This is a genomic window from Spiroplasma endosymbiont of Poecilobothrus nobilitatus (assembly GCF_964030655.1).
Taxonomy (GTDB): Bacteria; Bacillota_I; Bacilli_A; order Mycoplasmatales; family Mycoplasmataceae; genus Spiroplasma.
This window is the reverse complement of the sequence record NZ_OZ034915.1, coordinates 704,179-728,502: the sequence shown is the minus strand read 5'-3', so window position 1 is coordinate 728,502 and position 24,324 is coordinate 704,179. Positions and strand designations below refer to the sequence as shown.

Annotated in this window: 29 protein-coding genes, 1 tRNA gene and 6 pseudogenes; 12 read left to right on the top strand and 24 right to left on the bottom strand. The window is 26.6% G+C overall.

From position 1 onward, the window contains the following. Window positions 1-124: 124 nt before the first annotated feature. The 5 genes from smpB to AAHM76_RS04200 form a co-directional block, all read right to left on the bottom strand. Window positions 125-556 carry an SsrA-binding protein SmpB gene (gene smpB, locus AAHM76_RS04220; protein ID WP_342255445.1) on the bottom strand — a complete coding sequence of 144 codons (432 nt, stop codon included), beginning with the start codon at window positions 554-556 and terminating at the stop codon, window positions 125-127. A gap of 13 nt (window positions 557-569) precedes the next feature. Further along, window positions 570-2,687, bottom strand: a complete 2,118-nt coding sequence (gene rnr / locus AAHM76_RS04215) for a ribonuclease R (RefSeq protein ID WP_342255444.1) — start codon at window positions 2,685-2,687, stop codon at window positions 570-572. 77 nt (window positions 2,688-2,764) lie between these two features. Further along, window positions 2,765-3,061 (bottom strand): preprotein translocase subunit SecG, encoded by a 297-nt coding sequence (gene secG / locus AAHM76_RS04210; protein WP_342255443.1) that lies wholly within the window; start codon window positions 3,059-3,061, stop codon window positions 2,765-2,767. Between the two features lie 82 nt (window positions 3,062-3,143). Then, the gene (locus AAHM76_RS04205) at window positions 3,144-3,995 is read right to left on the bottom strand and encodes an HAD family hydrolase (RefSeq protein ID WP_342255442.1); all 852 of its coding nucleotides are present in this window, start codon (window positions 3,993-3,995) and stop codon (window positions 3,144-3,146) included. Window positions 3,996-4,009: 14 nt separating this feature from the next. Next, a complete protein-coding gene (locus AAHM76_RS04200) occupies window positions 4,010-4,828 on the bottom strand; it encodes a Cof-type HAD-IIB family hydrolase (RefSeq protein WP_342255441.1) in 819 nt (272 codons plus the stop codon). Between the two features lie 187 nt (window positions 4,829-5,015). Here AAHM76_RS04200 and AAHM76_RS04195 point away from each other — a divergent pair, with 187 nt between their 5' ends. The 3 genes from AAHM76_RS04195 (at window position 5,016) to AAHM76_RS04185 (ending at window position 5,848) form a co-directional block, all read left to right on the top strand. Beyond that, window positions 5,016-5,309 (top strand): IS1/IS1595 family N-terminal zinc-binding domain-containing protein, encoded by a 294-nt coding sequence (locus AAHM76_RS04195; RefSeq protein ID WP_342255440.1) that lies wholly within the window; start codon window positions 5,016-5,018, stop codon window positions 5,307-5,309. Between the two features lie 9 nt (window positions 5,310-5,318). Then, window positions 5,319-5,465 carry a hypothetical protein gene (locus AAHM76_RS04190; RefSeq protein WP_342255439.1) on the top strand — a complete coding sequence of 49 codons (147 nt, stop codon included), beginning with the start codon at window positions 5,319-5,321 and terminating at the stop codon, window positions 5,463-5,465. Window positions 5,466-5,590: 125 nt separating this feature from the next. Further along, a complete protein-coding gene (locus tag AAHM76_RS04185) occupies window positions 5,591-5,848 on the top strand; it encodes a hypothetical protein (protein WP_342255438.1) in 258 nt (85 codons plus the stop codon). Here AAHM76_RS04185 and AAHM76_RS04180 read toward each other — a convergent pair. Continuing rightward, window positions 5,810-6,921: pseudogene (locus AAHM76_RS04180) on the bottom strand (IS3 family transposase). The gene AAHM76_RS04185 and the pseudogene AAHM76_RS04180 overlap by 39 nt on opposite strands. Window positions 6,922-6,975: 54 nt before the next feature. Here AAHM76_RS04180 and AAHM76_RS04175 point away from each other — a divergent pair. Next, the gene (locus AAHM76_RS04175) at window positions 6,976-7,446 is read left to right on the top strand and encodes a DDE-type integrase/transposase/recombinase (RefSeq protein WP_342255437.1); all 471 of its coding nucleotides are present in this window, start codon (window positions 6,976-6,978) and stop codon (window positions 7,444-7,446) included. A gap of 39 nt (window positions 7,447-7,485) precedes the next feature. Here the strand turns inward: AAHM76_RS04175 and AAHM76_RS04170 are convergent, their stop codons facing one another. The 14 genes from AAHM76_RS04170 to AAHM76_RS04110 all read right to left on the bottom strand — a co-directional run bounded on the left by AAHM76_RS04170 (window position 7,486) and on the right by AAHM76_RS04110 (window position 16,715). Next, window positions 7,486-7,749, bottom strand: a complete 264-nt coding sequence (locus AAHM76_RS04170; protein WP_342255436.1) for a F0F1 ATP synthase subunit epsilon — start codon at window positions 7,747-7,749, stop codon at window positions 7,486-7,488. Between the two features lies 1 nt (window position 7,750). Next, entirely contained in the window at window positions 7,751-9,148 is a 1,398-nt protein-coding gene (gene atpD / locus AAHM76_RS04165; protein ID WP_342255435.1) for a F0F1 ATP synthase subunit beta, read from the bottom strand. Window positions 9,149-9,163: 15 nt separating this feature from the next. Continuing rightward, a complete protein-coding gene (gene atpG, locus AAHM76_RS04160; protein ID WP_342255434.1) occupies window positions 9,164-10,024 on the bottom strand; it encodes an ATP synthase F1 subunit gamma in 861 nt (286 codons plus the stop codon). Window positions 10,025-10,039: 15 nt separating this feature from the next. Beyond that, complete coding sequence (atpA, locus tag AAHM76_RS04155; protein WP_342256809.1) at window positions 10,040-11,611, bottom strand: F0F1 ATP synthase subunit alpha; 1,572 nt, start codon at window positions 11,609-11,611, stop codon at window positions 10,040-10,042. A 16-nt stretch (window positions 11,612-11,627) separates the two neighbouring features. Beyond that, window positions 11,628-12,173, bottom strand: a complete 546-nt coding sequence (locus AAHM76_RS04150; RefSeq protein WP_342256808.1) for a F0F1 ATP synthase subunit delta — start codon at window positions 12,171-12,173, stop codon at window positions 11,628-11,630. 6 nt (window positions 12,174-12,179) lie between these two features. Continuing rightward, entirely contained in the window at window positions 12,180-12,710 is a 531-nt protein-coding gene (gene atpF, locus AAHM76_RS04145) for a F0F1 ATP synthase subunit B (protein WP_342256807.1), read from the bottom strand. 41 nt (window positions 12,711-12,751) lie between these two features. Further along, entirely contained in the window at window positions 12,752-13,015 is a 264-nt protein-coding gene (gene atpE / locus AAHM76_RS04140; RefSeq protein WP_342256806.1) for an ATP synthase F0 subunit C, read from the bottom strand. Window positions 13,016-13,106: 91 nt separating this feature from the next. Beyond that, window positions 13,107-14,006, bottom strand: coding sequence for a F0F1 ATP synthase subunit A (locus tag AAHM76_RS04135; RefSeq protein WP_342256805.1), 900 nt, complete (start codon window positions 14,004-14,006; stop codon window positions 13,107-13,109). Then, window positions 13,912-14,238 (bottom strand): MG406 family protein, encoded by a 327-nt coding sequence (locus AAHM76_RS08520; RefSeq protein WP_425289463.1) that lies wholly within the window; start codon window positions 14,236-14,238, stop codon window positions 13,912-13,914. The genes AAHM76_RS04135 and AAHM76_RS08520 overlap by 95 nt, the downstream gene beginning before the upstream one ends. A gap of 100 nt (window positions 14,239-14,338) precedes the next feature. Further along, window positions 14,339-14,962 carry a uracil phosphoribosyltransferase gene (upp, locus tag AAHM76_RS04130; RefSeq protein WP_342256804.1) on the bottom strand — a complete coding sequence of 208 codons (624 nt, stop codon included), beginning with the start codon at window positions 14,960-14,962 and terminating at the stop codon, window positions 14,339-14,341. A 401-nt stretch (window positions 14,963-15,363) separates the two neighbouring features. Continuing rightward, a complete protein-coding gene (locus AAHM76_RS04125) occupies window positions 15,364-15,582 on the bottom strand; it encodes a hypothetical protein (protein ID WP_342256803.1) in 219 nt (72 codons plus the stop codon). A 6-nt stretch (window positions 15,583-15,588) separates the two neighbouring features. Next, window positions 15,589-15,723, bottom strand: coding sequence for a hypothetical protein (locus tag AAHM76_RS04120; RefSeq protein WP_342256802.1), 135 nt, complete (start codon window positions 15,721-15,723; stop codon window positions 15,589-15,591). A 175-nt stretch (window positions 15,724-15,898) separates the two neighbouring features. Further along, window positions 15,899-16,489: a phospho-sugar glycosidase domain-containing protein gene (locus tag AAHM76_RS04115; RefSeq protein WP_342256801.1), complete on the bottom strand. Its 591-nt coding sequence runs from the start codon at window positions 16,487-16,489 to the stop codon at window positions 15,899-15,901. Then, window positions 16,467-16,715, bottom strand: a complete 249-nt coding sequence (locus AAHM76_RS04110; RefSeq protein WP_342256800.1) for a MupG family TIM beta-alpha barrel fold protein — start codon at window positions 16,713-16,715, stop codon at window positions 16,467-16,469. The genes AAHM76_RS04115 and AAHM76_RS04110 overlap by 23 nt, the downstream gene beginning before the upstream one ends. A gap of 518 nt (window positions 16,716-17,233) precedes the next feature. On the opposite strand from AAHM76_RS04110, the pseudogene AAHM76_RS08515 reads away from it, so the two are divergent. The 4 genes and pseudogenes from AAHM76_RS08515 to AAHM76_RS04095 form a co-directional block, all read left to right on the top strand. Continuing rightward, a pseudogene (locus AAHM76_RS08515) lies at window positions 17,234-17,407 on the top strand (hypothetical protein); the annotation flags it as partial. Between the two features lie 36 nt (window positions 17,408-17,443). Continuing rightward, window positions 17,444-17,677 (top strand): hypothetical protein, encoded by a 234-nt coding sequence (locus AAHM76_RS04105; RefSeq protein ID WP_342256799.1) that lies wholly within the window; start codon window positions 17,444-17,446, stop codon window positions 17,675-17,677. Between the two features lie 74 nt (window positions 17,678-17,751). Next, window positions 17,752-18,030: a transposase gene (locus AAHM76_RS04100; RefSeq protein ID WP_342256798.1), complete on the top strand. Its 279-nt coding sequence runs from the start codon at window positions 17,752-17,754 to the stop codon at window positions 18,028-18,030. Between the two features lie 157 nt (window positions 18,031-18,187). Next, a pseudogene (locus AAHM76_RS04095) lies at window positions 18,188-19,302 on the top strand (IS3 family transposase). A 347-nt stretch (window positions 19,303-19,649) separates the two neighbouring features. On the opposite strand, the gene AAHM76_RS04090 reads toward AAHM76_RS04095, so the two are convergent. The 4 genes and pseudogenes from AAHM76_RS04090 to AAHM76_RS08510 all read right to left on the bottom strand — a co-directional run. After that, window positions 19,650-19,841, bottom strand: a complete 192-nt coding sequence (locus AAHM76_RS04090; RefSeq protein ID WP_342256797.1) for a hypothetical protein — start codon at window positions 19,839-19,841, stop codon at window positions 19,650-19,652. A 177-nt stretch (window positions 19,842-20,018) separates the two neighbouring features. Continuing rightward, a pseudogene (locus tag AAHM76_RS04085) lies at window positions 20,019-20,144 on the bottom strand (YigZ family protein); the annotation flags it as partial. A 517-nt stretch (window positions 20,145-20,661) separates the two neighbouring features. Continuing rightward, window positions 20,662-20,919, bottom strand: a complete 258-nt coding sequence (locus tag AAHM76_RS04080) for a hypothetical protein (protein WP_342255981.1) — start codon at window positions 20,917-20,919, stop codon at window positions 20,662-20,664. Between the two features lie 333 nt (window positions 20,920-21,252). Further along, window positions 21,253-21,348 (bottom strand): annotated as a pseudogene (locus AAHM76_RS08510) (IS1/IS1595 family N-terminal zinc-binding domain-containing protein); the annotation flags it as partial. 289 nt (window positions 21,349-21,637) lie between these two features. Here AAHM76_RS08510 and AAHM76_RS04075 point away from each other — a divergent pair. From AAHM76_RS04075 to AAHM76_RS04055, 4 genes and pseudogenes are all read left to right on the top strand, one after another. Then, window positions 21,638-21,713 (top strand) — tRNA-His (locus AAHM76_RS04075). A 96-nt stretch (window positions 21,714-21,809) separates the two neighbouring features. Then, window positions 21,810-22,630 (top strand): annotated as a pseudogene (locus AAHM76_RS08505) (IS30 family transposase); the annotation flags it as partial. Window positions 22,631-23,164: 534 nt separating this feature from the next. Beyond that, window positions 23,165-23,707 carry a DUF402 domain-containing protein gene (locus tag AAHM76_RS04060; RefSeq protein WP_342256794.1) on the top strand — a complete coding sequence of 181 codons (543 nt, stop codon included), beginning with the start codon at window positions 23,165-23,167 and terminating at the stop codon, window positions 23,705-23,707. A gap of 63 nt (window positions 23,708-23,770) precedes the next feature. Then, window positions 23,771-24,178: a family 1 glycosylhydrolase gene (locus AAHM76_RS04055; RefSeq protein ID WP_342256793.1), complete on the top strand. Its 408-nt coding sequence runs from the start codon at window positions 23,771-23,773 to the stop codon at window positions 24,176-24,178. Window positions 24,179-24,324 lie beyond the last annotated feature (146 nt).

The following is a 24,324-nucleotide window of genomic DNA, read 5'->3' as shown; positions in this document are numbered from 1 at the left end:
CTAAAAAATAATATATTTCCTTATTATTAATCATATTTATTATAATTATCTCTTCTTTTGTTTTAACTTTATATATAAAGTTCCTCCCTTCTGTTTAAAATCATAACTATCTTTAAATTAAAAATTAATATTTCCGACGTAAACGCTCATTATCGCGTTGTTTAATTGTTTCTCGTTTATCATAATTCTTCTTTCCACGGACTAAAGCAATTTCTAATTTAGCATAATTATTTTTAAGATATAACTTTAATGGCACTAATGTTAAACGTTCTAATTTAATCCGTTGCAAAATCTTTTTAATTTCTTTTTTATGCAAAAGCAATTTTCTAGTCCGATCAGCATCTGGTGCATATGATGTTGAAAATTTATATTGAGCAATTATCATATTGATAACAAAGGCCTCATTTTTTTGAATAATAACAAACGCCTCATTAATTGATACATCATTATTACGAATTGACTTAATCTCACTGCCTGTCAAAACAATACCAGCTTCATAGGTTTCAATAATTTCATAATTATACCGTGCTTTTTTATTAATTGTAATTGTCAACATTAATATCAACTCCTTAATTAACTAGTTCAAAATCAATTTGCCGTAATTTTTTACTTGCTTTCTTTACTCTAATTCGTACTTTTTTTCCTAAAAAATATTCTTTTCGTTTCCGTTCTCCAATTAATTTTAAACTTTTTTCATCAAAAACGTAATAGTCATTTTTTAAATCAGTAATATGAACCAATCCCTCAATCGTATTTTGTAATTCAACAAAAATTCCAAACGAAGTAACTCCAGCAATAATACCATCATATTCATAACCAATTTTATCTTCCATATATTCAGCTTCTTTCATTTTATCAACTTCTCGTTCACATTCCATTGCCCGTAATTCTGCAAGGGATGACTGTTGACTAGCATGACTAACAAAAGTTCGCGTTTGTTCTAAATCAGTAATTTTAACTTTTCCTTGAAATAAATACTCTTTTAATAAACGATGAACAACTAAATCGGGGTAACGCCGAATTGGTGAAGTAAAGTGCGTATAACATCAAGATGCCAACCCAAAATGACCATCATTAATAGCACTATATTTAGCTTTTTCCATACTTCGTAATACTAAAGCTGAAATAACTTTAAAATTTTCCTTATCCTTTAACTTATTTAAAATTTGCTGTAAATCTTTAGAGTGAATATTTTCTAACTTACCTTTAATATTTAAACCTAAATAAGATAATTGCGTATACAAATCAAACAATTTTTTTGGTTTTGGCCTATCATGCACTCGATAAACAAATGGCAAATCCATTCAATAAATTGTTTCGGCTACCGCTTCATTAGAACGAATCATAAAACTCTCAATCAATTTTTCTGCATCAGCACGCTCTCGCACAACAATATCTTTAATCTTACCATTTTTATCAACAATAAACTTTGGTTCATCTAAATCAAAATCAACAACCCCATCATGTTCTTTTTTTAAAACTAAAATTTTATATAACTGTTGCGCCAAAAGCAACATTTGAGCAATTTCTCCTGAGATTTGATTTTTTTCTTGGAAGAATAACTTATTAACTTCATCATAAGTTAATCGCGCTTTTGAAATAATGACAGCTTCATAAATACTAGAATTAACAACATGTCCCTGCTGATTAATTTCCATTTCACAAATTAATGTTAATCGTGGTTCAAAAGGATTTAACGAACAAATCCCATTGCTTAATTTTTCTGGTAACATTGGGACAACCCGGTCAATTAAATAAACTGAACATCCTTGGTCAAAAGCTTCTTTATCAAGATAACTATTCTGTGGAACATAATGTGCAACATCAGCAATCGCAACCAATAATAAATAATTACCATTTTGATTTTTTTTAACTAAAATAGCATCATCAAAATCTTTTGAATCATTCCCATCAATTGTAACAAACATTTCTGTTTGTAAATCACGGCGTGATTTATCTGCTAATATTGTTGCAACATCAACATCTTGTTTAATTTGGTTTGCCTCATTTAATGTTTCTTCATTAAATTTAGTGCGAATATTAAATTCATGTAAAATAGCCAAGACATCAACACCGACTTGATTAGTATTACCAATAATATCAATGATTTTAACTTGCATTAAATTGTTTTTACTATTAATATTTGTAATGATTCCCTTGACAATTGTATTTTCAATTGCATCAGCTAAATTAATAATTTCAGCACGATATTGCGTTAATTTATTATTTAAAATTTCTAAATATTTTTGTTGATGACGATTATTTTTAATAACTCCAACTACATATTCATTATTTCGCTTCAGAACTTTAATTACTTGTGCTTCTGCTTTTTTAGAATTATTATCATTTTTTTGTTTTTTTAAAATAAACAAAACTTGATCTTGGTCTAAGGCATTATTTAAATCATCTTGTTTAACATAGTATTCTTCTTGGTTTTTATTAATTTTAATAAAACCAAAACCTTTTTTATTAATGCTAATAACTCCTCGTAAATAAATTTTTGGATCAAAATAATAAAAACTATGTTGTTGTGTGACTCCAATAATATTATCATTTTCTAATTCAACCAAAACTTTTAACATCATTTTATTATCATCAATTTTATTAATATCTAATAACTGTACTAATTCAATCGTATCAATTGGTTTTGTTTGTTTTTTTAAAATGGCTACAATTCGATCGTGCATATACCTTTCCCCCTAAATGAAAAAAGAGACATTTTTAAATCTCTTTTAAATTAATGATATTTTTAAAGACTTAATTATTACAATATAACTTTCGTTAATAAATTTATCAATAATGTAATAATTAATAATGTTGAACCAAATGCTAACATAAAAATAGATAATGTTTGATCTAACCCACGTTCTTTACTATTAGCAAATAATTCATCATTACCACCATTTAAAGCACTTAATCCTGTTTGTGCTTTTTTGTTTTGTAATAAACCAATAATAATCATAATAATTGATACAATTAAAGCAATTATTTCAAAAACATAAATAATTGTATTGGCTAATTGTGGTTCAATTGCTAAAAACATCATACTTGATAGGTTCATTAAAACATCCCTCTCTAAATTAAATTATGTTCTTATTAATAATACTATAAAATTACCAAAATTATTGTATTTTAAATTAATTTTAATTATTTTTTTCAAGGTTGCTTAAATAATGATAAATTCCTCCGGTATTATTGCTGCTAGCTACATCGTATGCTAAATTTAAAATCGGAGTTGGACTATGTTCCATTGCAATTGCATAAGGTAAAATTTCAAACACAAAACGGTCATTATAATTATCACCAAAATATAAAACATTTTCTAATTTAATTTCTCGTCCTTGCCTTTGATTTAAAATATCAATTAAATGTAAAATTGCTTGCCCTTTATTTGAATTACCATGTACAATATCACATCCATATTCAGATAGTGGTTCAACATTAATATTTAAAACTTGTTTTAAAGCTGTATACATTTCTTGAAACATCATTTTAAATGAATGCTTTGCAACAATTTTATTGGCTATTTTAATATCATCAGAGCAAAATGGTTTTGCTTGTTTCATCCCATCTAAAAATGCACCCGGTTTTGATTTAATTTCTAATAATTTTTCACCAGCACAATATAAATTATCATCATCTTGATACGAAATTGTAAAATCACATTGATATTTTATTAAAATATCAATTACAATAACTAAAACCGAAATTGGCATTAAATTACTATAAACTGACTTATTGTTTTTAGCATCATACACTAAAGCACCATTAGCGCCAATAACATATTGACAATAATCCTTAATTTTTAATTCTCTTGTGTAATTATCAAAACCAAGAGGCATTCGTCCTGATGCAATTGATACAGCAATCCCTTTTGCTTGCAATGCAAGCAATTTATTTTGAACAATAGTTGGTAATTCTTTCTCATCAGTAATCAATGTGCCATCAACATCAGTAACAATTAATTTAATTTGATTACCATTAATTTTTAACATGACAACCTCATCTTCTATTTTAATATTGTCTTATAAAGATAATCAGCAATTCCTGCCGCATTATTATCTTTTGCAGCTACTGCAAAAGCAACTTCTTTTAATTGCGGTGTAGCATTGGCTAATGCAATTCCATATTTTGAATTTTTAATCATCTCATAGTCATTCATTTGATCACCAAAACACATAATTTCATCTGAATCAAGATGGTGATTTTCTTTATGTTTAAGTACTTCAATTAATTTTAAAATTCCCTGTCATTTATTAACATTTTTAGGAATAATTTCAATAAACCCATACCCTGTAACTTCTGTCCTTAATGTTTTACTAACCGCAATTTGTTGTCGTAACCAATTTTGTTTTTTCTCATCATGGCAAGAAATTACAACCTTACGCATTTGCGGAATTTCATTTCATTCTAAAACAATTGCTTTAATGTCAGTATTACGAAATAAAAAAAGATCATCCTTAATAATGCTTGACTTTGAAACATAAGCTTCTTGTTCATTGAGTGGTGCTAAATAAAAATCATGACCAAATTCTCGGACAATATTCATTGCTCATAATGTATCTTGATATGAAATTATTTCATCATAGACATATTCTTTTGTTTTTAAATTTAAAACAGTCCCACCATTAGCACCAATAACATACGGGCAATGTTCAAGGATTCCTAATGTTGTTGCATAATCAGATAAACTACTAGGAACCCGCCCTGAAGCAATCGTTACTAAAATACCCCTTGCTTGGGCCTTTTTTAAAGCCTCAATATTTATAGTTGGAATCTTTTTATCTTTATCAGTTACTAATGTTCCATCAATATCACACACAATCATTTTTACTATCATTGCATTGCCTACCTTCTTTTAATATTACTTAGTTTATCATATAAGTAGTCTCAGACATTATTATTCTATCATGTTTTATTTTATATTTATAATCTTTAATTTTGTAGAAAACTCTTGATATTTATAAAATATACCTAAAATTAGGTATATTTTTAATATAAGAGGTGAATAATTAATGGAAAAAATAATTGAAGAATTAATAAATAGTTTAAGAGATGATCAATTTTTAGAATTTCATGAAAAAGTCAAAAAAGAAGCGGAATTAATTAAAAAACAAAAACGCTTAAATGAAATTGATCAAAAATTTAGGGATAAAGGTATTAAATGTCCTAATTGTCAATCTTTTTATTGTGTTAAAAATGGTCATAATCCTGAAGGAAAACAAAAATATTTATGCAAAAAATGTCGTGCTAGTTTTGATGCTTTTCGTGATCATTTTACGTATTGAAGTCATTTAAATTATGAATAGTGAAATTTATTGATTCAAATTTCATTATTAGGCCAATCTAGTAAAATGATTTCCCGCTTTATTAAAACATCACCGAAAACCGCTTGATATAATCGCCAAAAAATAATGAAATCAAAACAATTAGAAAACACCCAATTAAAATTTAAAAAAAGTTAAATGGCCAAATTCAAATCGATGAAACATTTATTAAAGAAATCCACAAAGGTAATTTTAAAGATAAATTTGATAAAAGAAAAATTCATCTTGATTCATTTTCAACCAACACTAAATGTTGTATTCAAATGGCTGTTGATAGCAATAATAATATTTATGTTAAATCAACTAACACAAAACGATTACAAAAACAGTGAATTATTGAAAATATTAATAAACAATTAATCAAAGAAAATTCAATTATTATTTCTGACATGCAACCATTATATTTATTAGTAGCAAAACAAACAAATTCTATTTTATTAGCAACTAAAACTATGGAATGGCAACACTTTTTAGGACACTTTTTATATAGACATTTGTTTTCTAAAAGTAACTGGAGATAAATAATTTAAACTGCCATGAATTCGAATATTGTTATATCAATGCACAAAATCAAAAAGTTCGTATTTTAATTGTATTAAATTTTTAAATTTTTTACCCTTAATAAATTCAGTTTTAAAAGTTTTGTAAGTTGTTTCAGCCACAGCATTATCATAAGGGCAGCCTTTATTGCTTAATGATCTTTTAATATTAAAAGTTATTAAAATTTCATCAATAATTTTATTTTTAAACTCATTACCACGATCAGTATGAAATAGAGTTATTTGATTTAATGGTCGTGTTATTTTATGAAAAGCTTGTTGGGCCAGTTCGGCTGTTTTATTCGGCCCATCACTATAACCAATTATTTCACGATTAAACAAGTCAATTAATAAACAAATATAATGTCATTTAGCGCCAACTTGAACATATGTTAAATCACTAACAATAACTTCATTAGGTTTTTTGTTGTTAAATTGACGATTTAAAATATTATTAATTTGGTCATTATTGACTGTTGTTTTATGATTATGATATTTTAATTTGGTGTATTTAGAAACCAAATTATTTTTGATCATAAAGAATCTGATTTTTCGCCGCGATAAGATGATATCTTTTCTGTTTAAAATAACTTTAATTTTGCGAGCACCATAAATTTTGCGACTTTTATTAAAGGCACTGATAATTTCTTGTTCATAATTATTAACTTGCTTGTTAATACATTTATTAGTTTGATAATAATACGTTGATTTTGATAAACCCAAAATCTTACATATTTTTCTTACTGAATATTTTGTTTTGTTGTTATTAATTATTGTTATTTTTTGGCGATTATCAGTGCGGCTTGCTTTAAAATGTCATTTTCCATTTTCAAGTCTTTAAGTTATTTTCGTAAAGTTATTATTTCATTTTCTTCTATTGTGCGATTGTCTTTTGCTTTAAATGAACCAGAATTATTATAATTTTTAACTCAACTATAAATAGTTGGTTTTGGTAAATTATATTCTTTCCCTAGATTAATAACACTTTTACCATTTTTATATAGCATGACAATTTGTTTTTTAAATTCTTCAGAGTATGAAGTTTTATTTCCCATTTTTATATTCCTTCTTTCTTAATAATTTTATCTAATTTTGAAGTCTATATAATTATGGTCCTAATAATTGTAGCCTATCCACATATTTGAAAAGGAGAAAAATATTATCAATCAACAATTATTGATGGATATACTAAAGAAATAGTTGATGTAAAGTGATCTAAATATAATTACAATAAATTAGTAATGGATAATTTAAATGATGCAATTAATAAAATAAAATTAATAAAAAAAGATCTGAATGGAATAATAATTCACTCAGATCACGGATATCAATATACATCCACTATTTATCACGATAAATGTTTATCTAACGGTATTATAATTTCAATGGGGAAAAAATACCACTGTGCAGATAATATTGTTATAGAAAGTTTTCATTTATTACTTAAGAAAGCTACAATCCATAATAAAATATATAATTCACATGAAGAAAATATACAAGATGTTATAAAATGAAATACATGATATTCAAATCGTAAAGAAAAAGATATAATTAAAAAAATAGTAAATACTTTTTATTAGTACACTTACTAAAATGTGTGCACTCTACTATTTTCGTATCTAACTAATAGGTTCAACTTCATCAGCAAGAATTTTAACAAATTCTTGTTCAACTTGCAAAATTCCACCAGCAATACTTAATTTATATTCTTTATTATTAACTTTATATGTCATTTCAGATGAAACAATTGTTGAAACAAGAGGAATATGACCATACAAAATACCCATATATCCCGTAATTGTTTTCACTGTTATAATATCAACTAAGCGATTAACAATGACACCCTGTGGTGTAATAATTTTTAAACTAATTTGATTCGCCATTTTAATTATGCTTTAAAGCTTCAGCGGCTTTAACAACCTCATCAATTGTTCCAACATATAAGAATGCTTGTTCTGGTACATCATCATATTTTCCTGCTAATATTTCTCTAAAAGCACGAATTGTTTCTACCACAGGTACATATTTTCCTGTTTTTCCAGAAAACTTTTCAGCTACAAAAAATGGTTGTGATAAAAAGTTGCGAATTTTTCGTGCTCTTGCAACAGCTAATTTATCTTCATCTGATAATTCATCCATTCCTAAAATGGCGATAATTGATTGTAATTCTTTAAACTTTTGTAGGATTTCTTGTACTCCTCGTGCTACTTCATAATGTTCTTCGCCAACCACTAATGGGTCTAATAATCGAGACGAACTTCCTAGTGGGTCAACTGCCGGATAAATTCCTAATGATGCAATTTCGCGGTCTAAGACAACCTTGGCGTCTAAATGAACAAATGTTGTTGCAGGAGCTGGATCAGTTAAATCATCCGCTGGCACATATACTGCTTGGACAGAAGTAATACTTCCTTTTTTTGTTGAGGTAATTCGTTCTTGTAATGCCCCCATTTCGGTTGCTAATGTTGGCTGATAACCAACTGCTGATGGCATCCGCCCCAATAAGGCTGATACTTCAGAACCAGCTTGGGTAAAACGGAAAATATTATCAATAAATAATAAAACATCTTGGTTTTTATCATCACGGAAATATTCAGCAATTGTTAATCCAGTTAAAGCAACTCGCATACGAGCTCCTGGTGTTTCATTCATTTGACCAAAAACCAAAGCTGTTTTATCAATAACACCAGCTTCAATCATTTCATAATATAAATCATTACCTTCTCGTGTTCGTTCACCAACACCAGCAAAGACAGAAATTCCTCCATGTGATTTTGCCACATTATTAATTAATTCTTGCACTAGTACTGTTTTTCCTACTCCAGCACCACCAAACAAACCAATTTTTCCCCCCTTTGCAAAGGGAACTAATAAATCAACAACTTTAATTCCTGTTTCTAAAATTGCAGCTGTTGTTTGTTGTTCTTCATATGATGGTGCTTCACGGTGAATTGGACGCATTATCTTTGTCTTTGGCTGTGGTTTTTCATCAATTGCTTCTCCAAGAACATTAAACATACGTCCTAAAACCTCTTCGCCAACCGGAACTGTAATTGGCGCTTTTGTATCAATCACATCCATTCCCCGAACCATTCCTTCTGTTGGTCCTAAGGAAATTGCCCGTACGGTGTCATCACCAATATGTTGAACAACTTCTAAAACTAACTTTGTTCCATTATTATTAACCGTAATAGCATTATATAATTCAGGCAAATATTCTTCCGTAAACCGTACATCAACAACAGGTCCTAACACCTGTACTACTTTTCCATTTTTATCCATTTTTTTAACCACCTCTTAATTTTCTTGCGCGCCAGCCCCCCCAGCAACAATTTCTGTAATTTCCTGTGTAATTGCTGCTTGGCGCTTGCGGTTATATAATAACGATAATTTTTCTAACATCGTATTTGCATTATCTGTTGCATTTTCCATTGCTACTCGCCGTGATGCTTGTTCTGAAACCTGTGATTCAACGATTGATGAAAATAAAATGGTATTTAAATACATTGGCACCGCATTTTCTAAAATCGTTGCTGGATCTGGTTCAAATTCGGTAATAACATTAATGTGTTTTGGTTCTTCATGTTGCGTTACCTTAATAATTGGTAACAATTGTAAAATTGTTGGTTCAAAAGTTACATTATTAATAAATTTTGTATAAGCAATTTTAATTTCATCATAAGTATTTCCATTAAAACCAGATAAAATTTCTTGTGCAAACTCACGTGCATCATCATAAGAAAAATTAATATCAATATCTTTTCTTGTTTGCATAATTTCATAACCTTTATGAGCATAAAATGTTTCTGCTTTAGAACCGATTGCAATAATACAATCACTTTTTCGTAATTGTTGTAACACAAACTTATTAATATTAATATTATAACCACCACATAAACCTAAATTTGAATTAACAACGATTCAACAAGTACGTTTACTAGCTTTTGTACCATCTTTTTTTTGGTAAATTGAATCATCTGTTTTACTAATAATGTCATTAAAAACAGTATAAACTTCAGCAAAATATGGTTTTGAATTAGAAATTCGTTTACCAACTTTTTTTAATTTTGCTGTCGCTATCAATTTCATTGCTTGTATTATTTTAGATGTTGAAGTAATTGAAGTAATTTGTTTTTTTAAACCTGTTCCGACTGCCATTTTGTTCTTTTAACCTTATTGTCCTAATTTTTTTCACTCTTCAATTTGTCCAAACATTTCTGGTTTATAATCAGCAATTTTATTGGTATTTTTTTTAACAATATTAATAATTTCATTATCAACATTAGTCATTAATGTATCGCTGTAGGCTTTGGCCTTTGCTAATTCAGCATAGTATTTTTTTGCTTTTGTATTAAAATGTTCAATTATTTCTTCTTTAAATTCTTGAATTTTATCAACTGGAATTCAACGAATTCTTTTTTTCTTAACTGCTAATAAAATGATTGCTTGGTCAATTTGTGAAAGCGGTGAATATTGTTTTTGTTTTAAAATTTCAATTACTCGTTTTCCATGTTCTAATACTTCTTTTGTCGCATCATCCAAATCAGAACCAAATTGAGCAAAGGCTTGTAGTTCGCGATATTGTGCTAATTCTAATTTTAATGAACCCGCAACTTGTTTCATTGCTTTAATTTGTGCTGTTGACCCTACCCGTGACACCGATAATCCCGCATCAACCGCGGGGCGAATTCCAGCATTAAACTGATCATTATTTAAGAAAATTTGCCCATCAGTAATTGAAATAACATTAGTTGGAATATATGCTGAAATATCACCCGCTTGTGTTTCAATAATTGGCAAAGCAGTAATACTTCCGCCTCCATATTCTTTTGTTACTCGCGCGGCGCGTTCTAATAAACGACTATGTAAATAGAAAACATCACCAGGATATGCTTCACGGCCAGGTGGGCGGTGTAATAATAGTGCCATTGTTCGATAAGCAACAGCATGTTTTGAAAGATCATCATAAATAATAATGACATTTTCACCAGATTCCATTCATTCTTCACAAATAGTAACAGCAGTATATGGTGCTAAGTATTGTAATGGCGCTAATTCACTTGCTGTGGCTGAAACAACTGTTGTATATTCTAATGCACCAGCAGCACGTAATTTTTCGACAATTTGTGCAACAGTTGATGCTTTTTGCCCAATTGCAACATAAATACATTTTACATTTTTCCCTTTTTGATTTAAGATGGTATCAATTCCGATTGCTGTTTTTCCTGTCTGGCGATCACCGATAATTAATTCTCGTTGTCCTTTACCAATGGGAATCATCGCATCAATTGTCATAATTCCCGTTTCCATTGGTTCATCAACCGATTTTCTAGTCATAACACCAGGCGCAATTCGTTCCACAGGACGTGTTTTTGTTGCTTTTAATGGTCCTTTCCCATCAATTGGTTGTCCTAATGCATTAACAACACGCCCTAACAACGCATCACCAACTGGCGTTTCAACAATTTTTCCTGATCGGCGAACTTGATCACCTTCACGAACTGTTGTATCATCGCCCATTAAAACGGCCCCAACAGCACCTTCTTCTAAGTTTAATACCATTCCATAAATTTCATTCGGAAAAATTATCAATTCACTCATCATTGCATTGTCAAGACCATCAATTAAAGCAATTCCATCACCAACTGTCACAACAGTTCCTTCTTCATGAATTTCAATTTTTTTACCATATTCTTTAATCTGTTTTTTAATTATTTCGGAAATATCATTTACATTTAAAGCCACTTTTTCACCCCATCTTCTATTTATTATGTATTGCTTTTTGTCGCATTGTTTCTAATTGTCCCGCAATTGAACTATCAATAATTTCGTGCTTAATTTTAATCCGAACTCCGCCTAATAAAGATGAATCAATTTTGTTAATTAACTCAATATGATAGCCAAATTTTTTACTTAATTTTGTTTTAATTGTTGTAATTTGTTTTCTTGTTAATGGTTGGGTTGAATAAATATTTCCATATTGAACATCATAACTAATATTTATTAATTTTCTTAAACTTTTAAAAATTCTTCTAACATAACAAAAAGCTTCGCGATCAATTAATAAAAAAAGGGCATTTAAAATTAACGGATCAATAACTTTTTGAAATGGTTTTGCTAAAATGTTCTTTCGTTCTTCTTTTGTAATGTCAGCATTCACCATTAACTTAATATAATCTGGTTCTTGTTTAAATAAATCTACGATTATATTGCTAACTTCTAAAAAATGATCAATTTTTTTTGTTTCAAGCGCCAATGCCATTAAAGCAGCTGCATAATTATCAATAAATTTTTCACTAATTAACATAACCTACTACTCTAATTCTTTGATGAACTCTTCTACCAATTTTTCATTTTTTTCTTTATTAATTTCTTTACTTAATAATTGCTCAGCTGCATTAAAAGCAACATTAATAATTGATTTTCGAATATCATCATAATATTGCTCTTTTTCTTTTTGAATTTCTTTATGGGCCTGTTCGTTTAGCTGCATAACTTCAGCTTTTGCTGTTTCTAAAACTTGATGACGTTTTGCCTCTGCTTCAGTTCGGGCCGCAACAATAATACTATTTGCTTCTACCTTCGCTGTTGTTAACAATTTCGATGCTTCTTTTTGATCAATTGTTGCTTTTGCTTGTTTTTCAGCAGCATCTTGAATTAATTCTCGAATTTTATTGCGACGAGCACGCATTGCTTTTCGAAATGGATTATAAACTCATTTTGATAATAAAATTAATAAAATAATTGTCGCAATAACATGAGCAATAAAAACCCATATATTAGGAAATAATTGATTAATAATTTCTGCTGGTTCAATTGGTTTTGACATTAATCACATTGTCATAGACATCTAAGCCTTCTTTGTTTCCAATTTTTTACTTTTCATTAACCAGTAACAAATGCTAAAATAATCGCAATAACTAATGCATAAATTGACCCTGATTCAGTAATCGCAGCAGCAATAATATATTGTGTTCGAACTTTACTTTCAACTTCTGGGTTTCGAGCAATTGCTTCAACAGCTTTTCCGCCAGTATACCCTTGTCCAATTCCTGAACCACAACAACCAATGGCAGCTAATCCTGCTCCTAATAATGACATTCCCTTTGTAAAACCATCATTAATTCCGGCCATGAATCATATTGTCATCATATTCGATAGCAAATCTATTGTCATAAAATTTATCATATTATAATTCTCCTCTTCCTTAACAAATATATAATTTTATTTTAATCCTTTTTTATCCATTTAAATTAACATTTTTAATTTTTTGTTCTTTTTTTAACTTAATTATCTTTTCGTTTTTTTCTTTGGTTTCTGTTTTCATTTCCATTGCCCAATAAGCAATTGTTAAAATTGCAAAAATATATGCTTGAATTAAACCATCAAAAACATCAAAATAAATACTTAAAAAAGGTAAAAATACACCAGCTAATAAATCAACAGGCCCAATATAAGGAATATGTCCTCAAATAAAGCTCATTAAAGCTGTGAACAAGGTAATAATAACTGTTCCTCCCAAAATGTTTCCAAATAAACGGAATGAAATTGAAATCAAAGGAACAAATTGGGTTAATAATTCTAATGGATTGATAAAAAACTTTTTAAAATATACTAGTTTTTGATATTTAATCCCAAAATAATATATTCCAAAAAAGGTAACCAATCCCATTGATAATGGGACAGTATAAGCGGTTGCAAGTGATTCAAACCCAACAACACTCATTAAATTTCCAATCCCAATATACAATAATAAGTATATAACATAAACTGTTAAAAATTTATATTTTGGTCCCATCAAATCAACAACTTGTTTTTCAACTCACTTAATTGTAATTTCAGCAAAAAGTACTAAGCCAGTTGGAATATCGGTTGGACCAAGTTTTTTTAAGCGTTTATAATAACCTATTGATAAAAGCATAATAATAAAGGTAGTAATAACTATCGTTACTAATTGCGGTAATAAAATTGTATAACTTCATGCATCCATTCCACTTTTATTTGGATCAGGGATTAAATCCATTGCAAGAAATTGACCAAAGTTACTATTCATTGCCATTTTTTCCTTCCTTTCTGCGTTGATGAATGGGAAATTTAACATTTGCAAATAACGATGAAAATGGTCATAAACTAATTCCAATAATTATTGTGTAGATACTAAAAAAACTAGTATTCTCAGCATAAATAACTATAGGTATAGCATAAATCACTAAGCGAACTAGGTACAATAAGATAAAAAAGTACTTATTTAAACTTATACTTAACAATCATCCAGAAAAGCAAATGATTAAGAAACCTATAAGAGAAAACAAATACCCCAAAACTAATCCTGTGTATAAAGTTCAATCTCGTTTTAATGTCAAATATATCATCGTCAATACTATTAGTATTCCCAAAAACATTACTAAACTTATTATTGACAATTTATATTCTACACCTTTAAAATGGTTTTTTCAATTTAATTTATTTTTTTTATTTAGTTCCAAAAATACGGTCTCCTGCATCACCTAGACCAGGAATAATATAACCATGTTCATCTAAACGTTGGTCTAACGCAGCAACATAAATATCAACATATGGATGATGCTCTTCAATACATTTTTTTCCTTCAGGTGCAGCTACCAAACATACTAATTTAATATTAGTTGCTCCTCATTCTTTAATTTTTTTAATTGCCACATTAGCACTGCCCCCTGTCGCTAACATTGGATCTAAAACTAAAACATTTGCTTTATTAATATTTTCTGGTTTTTTGGCAAAATATTCATGTGGCTCTAAGGTTTTTTCATCTCGGTATAATCCAATATGTCCAATTTTAGCATTTGGGACTAAATTAATAATTCCATCAACCATCCCCAAACCTGCTCTTAAAATTGGAAATAAAACAATATCATTCGCAATTTTATATCCCTTTGTTTTTGCTACTGGTGTTTCAATTTCAAATTCATTTAATTCAATATTTCGAAATATTTCATACGCCATTAATTGCGCAATTTCATCTAAATTTTCTTTAAAGACCTTTGAATTACTCTTCTTTTTGCGCATTCTTGTTAATTTATCCAAAATTAACGGGTGTTTTATTACAGTAAATGACATTAATTACTTTTCCTCCTTAATTTATTAGATTTTAACATAATTATAAAGATAATACCAAGATTTAATTTGGAATTACTTCTTTAATTTTGTAGAAAACTCTTGATATTTATAAAATATACCTAATTTTAGGTATATTTTATAAATATCAAGAGTTTTCTACAAAATTAAAGTTATTTTCTTACCACTTGTAATGTTGAACCTGATTTTATCCTTAGATTAATGTAATTAGAAGATTAAGGTGTTTCTTCTGTAATCTCAAAACTATAAAATAATTTTAAATATAAAATTCCAGTGTTGATATCTTTTCAAACAACTCCCTTCATATAAAAATAACCCTAATATCATTCTTTATTAATAGTTGTTCTAAAATCATTTTTATTATCTAACATTACCCAATCAAATTAATTCGTAAGTACTTTTAAATCACTTGTAGGAATAAATAATGCAAAATAATTTGGATTATCAATCTTATTATCATTAACTGTTATTTCAAAGTCAGGCAAACAAACGACAGAAAATGTTTTTAACTCATTTAAATTATTAATTCCTAACGCTGTTAAATTAACTTTTTCTGTTTGATAGTTAATTTTTGCTATTATTAATGCTTTATTTCAAAACACTTCAGATTATATTAAATAAGTTTTATCTTTTTGTTGACTATTATTATTTTGTCAAGGCTCTTGTACCTTATTAGCTGTAACAATAGAAGCGCCATTATCAAACATTATTATTGCTCCTAATAAACTTAAAATTTTTTTCATAACTTAATAACTCCTTTCTTTAAAATAATAAGAGTTAATAAATTAATAACTATTTATTTAATATTGCAATATTATTTTTTATTTTTTAATTATATCCCTCAAAATAAGAAAATAATTTTAATATTATAAAAGTCATTTCAAAATAAAAAAGCCATAGGTTTTAACTACAACTTTTTTAACTTAAATTAAATCTAAATTCTTGATTTGGTAATAAACAATCAACAATTTTTTGTTCATTTTCGTCTAATTGACCAAAAAGGTTACGAATACCATCGTTTATCATCCGTTTTGTAATAATTTGAACTTCACCTTTATAATTTTGTGCCTTATTATTTAAAATAACAATATCACCTTTTTCAAAATATTTACCACTAAGGGGGCGGGCAGGCAAATCACAATCTTGATATTTAATCCGAGCAAATGTACTACGAATCATGTACTCTGCTAAATTCTGGGCGAACAAAATTAATTGTTTTGTCAAGAAGTATCCCCTATCTGTTTTTAAACTTAATGTAATTAAATGTAAATTAATGTTTTGTAAAGTTGCAAATTCTTCATCATTTAAAAACTGCGTTGATACAATAATGTCGTCTACACATAAGGCCACAAAATGAAGAATTTGAAAATCTAATGTTAAATCACGATGCATTTCAATGCTTGGTAATTTATTATTATATTGCCAAGGTCCTTGTGCATCATTCCGTTGCAAAGCAACAAAAACTTGTAATCGAATTCCTAACATTTTATAAATAGATTTTTTTTTCAATAAAATGCATTAACGAACTAGCAGTATAACGTTGTGGATAAAAATTCCAACATCCAACCAAATTATTTTTATTTGCATTTAATGATAATAAATATTCTAATTCTTGGGCAGGACTTGATGCATTTAAAATGATTTTAATATCTTCTTTATTATGTGTTAATTTTGCAACATCTTCGCCACTAATTCCTTCATCAAAACGAATTCCTTTTAATCCTAATTCAGTCATAAAAAAATTCATAACTTGTTCACGATTATTTTTATATAATTAAAATTCTTCATAAACAGCACCATTGACATCACCATAAACATCAATTCCTAATTTATTAGCTGTTTTTGTTAATTGTAAAAAGCGATTAAAATAAGACTGCGCCCCAAAAAGTAAGTAAAATAAAAAAAGATTTTGTTAAATTTTTATAGGGGGTGAATTTTTATATGGCAAAAAAGGGCAAAAATATAACAAATATACATCAGAATTTAGAACAAAAATCATTGAGGAAATTAAACAAAAAAGTTGTTGAATAGTAGCAAAACAATATAATATAAATGCAAATACAGTAGAATCTTGATGAACAAATCATAAAAAAGGAAAATTAAACAATCCTAAAGGACCTAAAATTTCTTTTGGCAAAAGAAATTTATAATATTATAAAACAAGGTATGAATTATTAAAAAAGCTCCATGACTTTTGCAATTAAGCAAACTAAGAATAGTCTCTTTTATTAAAAAAATTGTCGTGAATATTAAATAAAATTATTACTAGAAGTAACAGGGTTAAAACGTAGTTATTGAGATAAATATAAAAATTATGACAGTAGCAAAAAAGATAAAAAAGCAATAAATGATATTGTAAAAGTCTATGAAGAAAATTTAAAACAATTTGGTTATCGAATAATTACTAAATATTTAAAAGAAGATTATGGTATAAAATATAATTCAAAAAAAGTTTTAAGAATTATGCGTGATAATCAAATACAACCTGAATATGTAATAAAAATGAGAAGAAAAATAAAGTATAAACAGAATAAAGAAAAAAGCTTATTGCAATATCCTGATTTAATTAATCGTAAATTCAATGATATAAAAACAAGGTTTTCAGTACTATATACTGATGTAACATATTTAATTTGAAAAGGAGAAAGATATTATCAATCAACAATTATTGATGGATATACTAAAGAAATTGGATAGGCTACAATTATTAGGACCATAATTATATAGACTTCAAAATTAGATAAAATTATTAAGAAAGAAGGAATATAAAAATGGGAAATAAAACTTCATACTCTGAAGAATTTAAAAAACAAATTGTCATGCTATATAAAAATGGTAAAAGTGTTATTAATCTAGGGCAAGAATATAATTTACCAAAACCAACTATTTATAGTTGAGTTAAAAATTATAATAATTCTGGTTCATTTAAAGCAAAAGACAATCGCACACTAGAAGAAAATGAAATAATAACTTTACGAAAAGAACTTAAAGACTTGAAAATGGAAAATGACATTTTAAAGCAAGCCACACTGATAATGGCCAAAAAATAACAATAATTAACAACAACAAAACAAAATATTCAGTAAGAAAAATATGTAAGATTTTGGGTTTATCAAAATCAACGTATTGGATAGGCTATAATTATTAGGACCATAATTATATAGACTTCAAAATTAGATAAAATTATTAAGAAAGAAGGAATATAAAATGGGAAATAAAACTTCATACTCTGAAGAATTTAAAAAACAAATTGTCATGCTATATAAAAATGGTAAAAGTGTTATTAATCTAGGGCAAGAATATAATTTACCAAAACCAATTATTTATAGTTGAGTTAAAAATTATAATAATTCTGGTTCATTTAAAGCAAAAGACAATCGCACACTAGAAGAAAATGAAATAATAACTTTACGAAAAGAACTTAAAGACTTGAAAATGGAAAATGACATTTTAAAGCAAGCCGCACTGATGATAATGGCTAAAAAATAACAATAATTAATAACAACAAAACAAAATATTCAGTAAGAAAAATATGTAATATTTTGGGTTTATCAAAATCAACGTATTATTATCAAACTAATAAATGTATTAACAAGCAAGTTAATAATTATGAACAAGAAATTATCAGTGCCTTTAATAAAAGTCACAAAATTTATGGGGCTCGCAAAATTAAAGTTATTTTAAACAGAAAAGATATCATCTTATCGCGGCGAAAAATCAGATTCTTTATGATCAAAAATAATTTTGTTTCTAAATACACCAAATTAAAATATCATAATCATAAAACAACAGTCAATAATGACCAAATTAATAATATTTTAAATCGTCAATTTAACAACAAAAAACCTAATGAAGTTATTGTTAGTGATTTAACATATGTTCAATTTGGCGCTAAATGACATTATATTTGTTTATTAATTAACTTGTTTAATCGCGAAATAATTGGTTATAGTGATGGGCCGAATAAAACAGCCGAACTGGCCCAACAAGCTTTTCATAAAATAACACGACCATTAAATCAAATAACTCTATTTCATACTGATCGTGGTAATGAGTTTAAAAATAAAATAATTGATGAAATTTTAATAACTTTTAATATTAAAAGATCATTAAGCAATAAAGGCCGCCCTTATGATAATGCTGTGGCTGAAACAACTTACAAAACTTTTAAAACTGAATTTATTAAGGGTAAAAAATTTAAAAATTTAACACAATTAAAATACGAACTTTTTGATTTTGTGCATTGATATAACAATATTCGAATTCATGGCAGTTTAAATCATTTATCTCCAGTTACTTTTAGAAAACAAATGTCTATATAAAAAGTGTCCTAAAAAGTGTTGCCATTCCACTAGTACAAATCATTATGCTAGTTATCGGAAGTTAAATAAAATTAGTAAATTACAATCAAATCTTAAAGAATCCTTAATTCATTATCATGGCTTAGGTTTCACGAACATTCAAAATTATTTAAATCTCTGAAAATGAAAATACCAGCATAAAGGTTTAACGCCAAACCAACAATCATCGGTATTATATTTTAACGTATAAAAAAGTTAAATAACAATATTAAAAGTTTATATAATTTTCTTTTAAAGTTATCATATTAATGATTTTTTTTATTTTATCAAGAGTTTTCTACAAAATTAAAAAAAATTAATAAGATTTTTTAATTTTTTAAAATTTTATAACTATAGATTTTTCCTTTAATAATTAAATTATCTAATTCAATTAGTACACTGTTGTTACGATCAATAATTATAGTAAAAATTAAGTCACCACGATAAATTAATCTAGATATAATATTAATTTTATTTTTGTCTAAAAGTTCTCGTAAAAATACTTCATTTAATGGGCGCAATAAAATTCCAATTTTAATTTGTTCATTAATTTTTTCTAACTGAGCAGAATTTAAAATAATACGCGTAATTGTTGCATATCCATTTTTAATTCAATATTCGGGTAAACTGTAAATTGGATTAAAATACCGAAGAAATAGAACAATAATATTTGTTATATTTTTTTCAAGAATATTTTCTAAGATAGTTTTCCCTGCAATATGTCGTGTTTCACCATTATCGGTTTTGTAAATATTTTCACGACGATTCCCAATGACATATGCATATACATTATGGTTTGCTTTTTTATCTTTATACTTTTTTAAGAAGTTAATAACATCTGTTTCTGTTTGAACGTAACTAGCAAAACAAAGAAATTTAACATTACGAATTATTAATTCTTTAGTTAAAATTTTATTTTTCTTAACTATATATATTTTGTTATTCTTTTTCTATTTTTACTCCTTTGGGTACTACATATCTGTACCTAATATATTATATAATATAAAATTAATGATAAGATTTATTAACATAATAATCCTTTTTAAACTAACATCTTATTTGTTTTAATGTTATAAAAAATATGTTTTTAAGATGTAGGAATAATTCTATTTTTTAATTTTGTAGAAAACTCTTGATGAAATAAAAAAAATCATCAATATGATAACTTTAAAAGAAAATTATATAAACTTTTAATATTGTTATTTAACTTTTTTATACGTTAAAATATAATACCGATGATTGTTGGTTTGGCGTTAAACCTTTATGCTGGTATTTTCATTTTCAGAGATTTAAATAATTTTGAATGTTCGTGAAACCTAAGCCATGATAATGAATTAAGGATTATTTAAGATTTGATTGTAATTTACTAATTTTATTTAACTTCCGATAACTAGCATCAGGATTTGTGCTAGTTTTAGTTGCTAATAAAATAGAATTTGTTTGTTTTGCTACTAATAAATATAATGGTTGCATGTCAGAAATAATAATTGAATTTTCTTTGATTAATTGTTTATTAATATTTTCAATAATTCACTGTTTTTGTAATCTTTTTGTGTTGGTTGATTTAACATAAATATTATTATTGCTATCAACAGCCATTTGAATACAACATTTAGTGTTGGTTGAAAATGAATCAAGATGAATTTTTCTTTTATCAAATTTATCTTTAAAATTACCTTTGTGGATTTCTTTAATAAATGTTTCATCGATTTGAATTTGGCCATTTAACGTTTTAAATTTTAATTGGGTGTTTTATAATTGTTTTGATTTCATTATTTTTTAGCGATTATATCAAGCGGTTTTCGGTGATGTTTTAATAAAGTGGGAAATCATTTTACTAGATTGGCCTAATAATGAAATTTGAATCAATAAATTTCACTGTTCATAATTTAAATGACTTCAATACGTAAAATGATCACGAAAAGCATCAAAACTAGCACGACATTTTTTGCATAAATATTTTTGTTTTCCTTCAGGATTATGACCATTTTTAACATAATAAAAAGATTGACAATTAGGACATTTAATACCTTTATCCCTAAATTTTTGATCAATTTAATTTAAGCGTTTTTGTTTTTTAATTAATTCTGCTTCTTTTTTGACTTTTTCATGAAATTCTAAAAATTGATCATCTGTTAAACTATTTATTAATTCTTCAATTATTTTTTCCATTAATTATTCACATCTTATATTAAGAATATACCTAATTTTAGGTATATTTTATAAATATCAAGAGTTTTCTACAAAATTAAAGATTCTATTTACATTTTTTTGTTTTAAGTTATAATAAATAAGGTTATTTATATAATCAGATATGGCGGTTGTGGCGAAGAGGTTAACGCTCCGGATTGTGGCTCCGGCATTCGTGGGTTCAAGTCCCATCATCCGCCCCATTTTTAACTACAAAAGTAGTTTTTTTGTAAATTGTAAATGCAAATGTAGCACTTTATTGAAAAAAATAAAGTGCTACATTTGCATTTACAATTTACAAAGATAATAAATATGATGCTAAATTAGCACACGAAAATTATTTACAAAAACGACAAAAATGTTTTAAAAAATCATCATTATTGTTAAATATTTTAGAATGATTAGATGAAAAATATAACAAATTTCATGATTCACCAGAACAAATTTGTAAAAAATATGAAAAAGAGTTTAGTATTAAATTTCCGGTATCTTTTAAAACTTTATATAAATATATTAATTTGGGATTTTTAAATTTCAATAAGTATAATTTGTATTTTCATGGCAAAAAATATAAAACGAAAAACAGAATTGATAATCGCGGAAAAATAAAAAATTTTAGAACTATTGACCAAGCAAAACATGATAAATATGAATTTGGTTGATTTCAAATGGATACTATGGTTGGTAAAAATAATAGTGTTTGTTTAGTTTTAATAGAATAATTAACCCAATTTAAAATCATTGAACCATTAAAAGAAAAAACAACAAAAGAAGTTACAAACGCAGTAAAACGAATTTTTTCTAACAGATTTTTCAAAGATAGATGCAAAGGAATAATAACAGATTAACAGATCAAGGAAAAGAATTTGCTGATTGAGAAAAAATTGAAAAAATAACAAATGCTAAAGTGTATTTTTGTGATGCTGGAACTCCAACACAAAAACCCAAAGTTGAAAGAGCAATCCGCGATTTTAGACATTGATTTTTAAAAGGTACTGATTTAAGTATTTATTCAATAAATTACTATCAAGAAGTTGCTAATATAATAAACTCTAAACTTAAAAAATCTTTACATTGACTATCTTCAAAAGAAGTTTTTATACAAATGTTTAAATTTTAAGTGATAGTTATCATAAATTTTAATCATTTTATTTTTCAGTGTGCCAAAATTCATAAATTTAAGACAAAACTAATAAATTTTTTAAAAATAAATTATATTGAACATTTATTTTATTGGTGTTATAATGATATCAAATAAGCTGCTACACTTCATAGTACAATTTACATTTTAAAAAGAAAAAAATATAATATAATATCCCCCCTATTAAAATTGTTAAACAAATAGGGGAGTTTTTTACTTAACTATAAGATCTTATAAAAAGCAATATATAAATTTATAATTTCCAAAATAATTTATTTACAATAAAAAAAATTCTAATTAGTTAAAGCCTGTCTATTTACTTAATAAATACAACTGATATAATGAAAATGTTGACGTATTTAAAATAGCATTTTATTTTAAAGTAATTAATATCAAAATAAAATTAAATATTATGGCAATTTAAATTTAATAATTTTACATAATTTTTTATTGTATTATTTTTAGTTGTTTTTTGCTGTAATTTTGAAAAAGTAAATTATGGGAGGTAACATTATGGACTCGTTACAAGTTGGAGTTAGTGTCTTAGTACATGCTTATAAACATAATGGTTCAGTTTACCGTAGTTGAGAATCGGCAGTTGTTTTATTACTAGAAGAAGAATATATTGTTTTAGTAAATGGAGATGTTACTGTTACAGAATTGAATGGTAGAAAATGAAAAACAAATGAACCAGCAATCTGGATTTTTAATCGGAAAAATTGAAGTAATATTATTTGTATGCTTAAAGATACCGGGATAAATTATTATTGTAATATTGCATCGCCATTTATTATGGATCAAAAAACAATTAAGTATATTGATTATGATTTAGACATTAAAGTTTTTGCCGATGGTAGTTATAAAATTTTAGATCTAAAAGAGTTTAATCGAAATCGTATTGCTTGAAAATATAGTCGTGATATTGTTAATGCAATTTGAACAGAAATTGATAATTTAAAACATTTAATTAAAAATAAACTTTTTATTTTTGAACATAGTCGTGTAGAAACGTTATGGCAACAATATTTAGTATTAAAATCCAAATTACTTAAATAATGTTTTATTGTTTATTCTCTAAATAATAGATATAATAAAAGTGTTTTAGAGAGGAGATTTCTAATGGGGCAGTATAATTTTAAAAAAAATTTTTTATTAGGCAGTGCTTTTTCTGGTTCGCAAACAGAAGGGGTATCTTTGGAAAATGGAAAATCTGCATCAAATTGAGATCATTTATTTAAGTTAGAAAAATACAGTTTTTTTAATCAACAACCTTGTTTAAATAATTTTTACCATCGTTATCAAGAAGATATTAAAATTGCAAGGGAGTTAAATTTTAATTCATTACGAACATGAATTCAATGAACTAGATTAATTCCTGATGGAAAAACAGTTAATCAAAAAGGAGTTGAATTTTATAATAATGTAATTAATGAAATATTAAAAAATAACATTAAGCCAATTATTAATTTATTTCATTTTGATATGCCATATTGAGCACAACAAAAAGGCGGTTGGCTTTCGCGATAAGTAGTTGATGCTTTTTTTTATGCAAAAACTTGTTTTGAATTATTTGGTGATCGAGTTGAAATGTTTACCACTTTTAATTAACCAATTGTTGTAATTGAAGGTAGTTATTGATATGATTGACATTTTCCAAATGAAGTTAATATGCA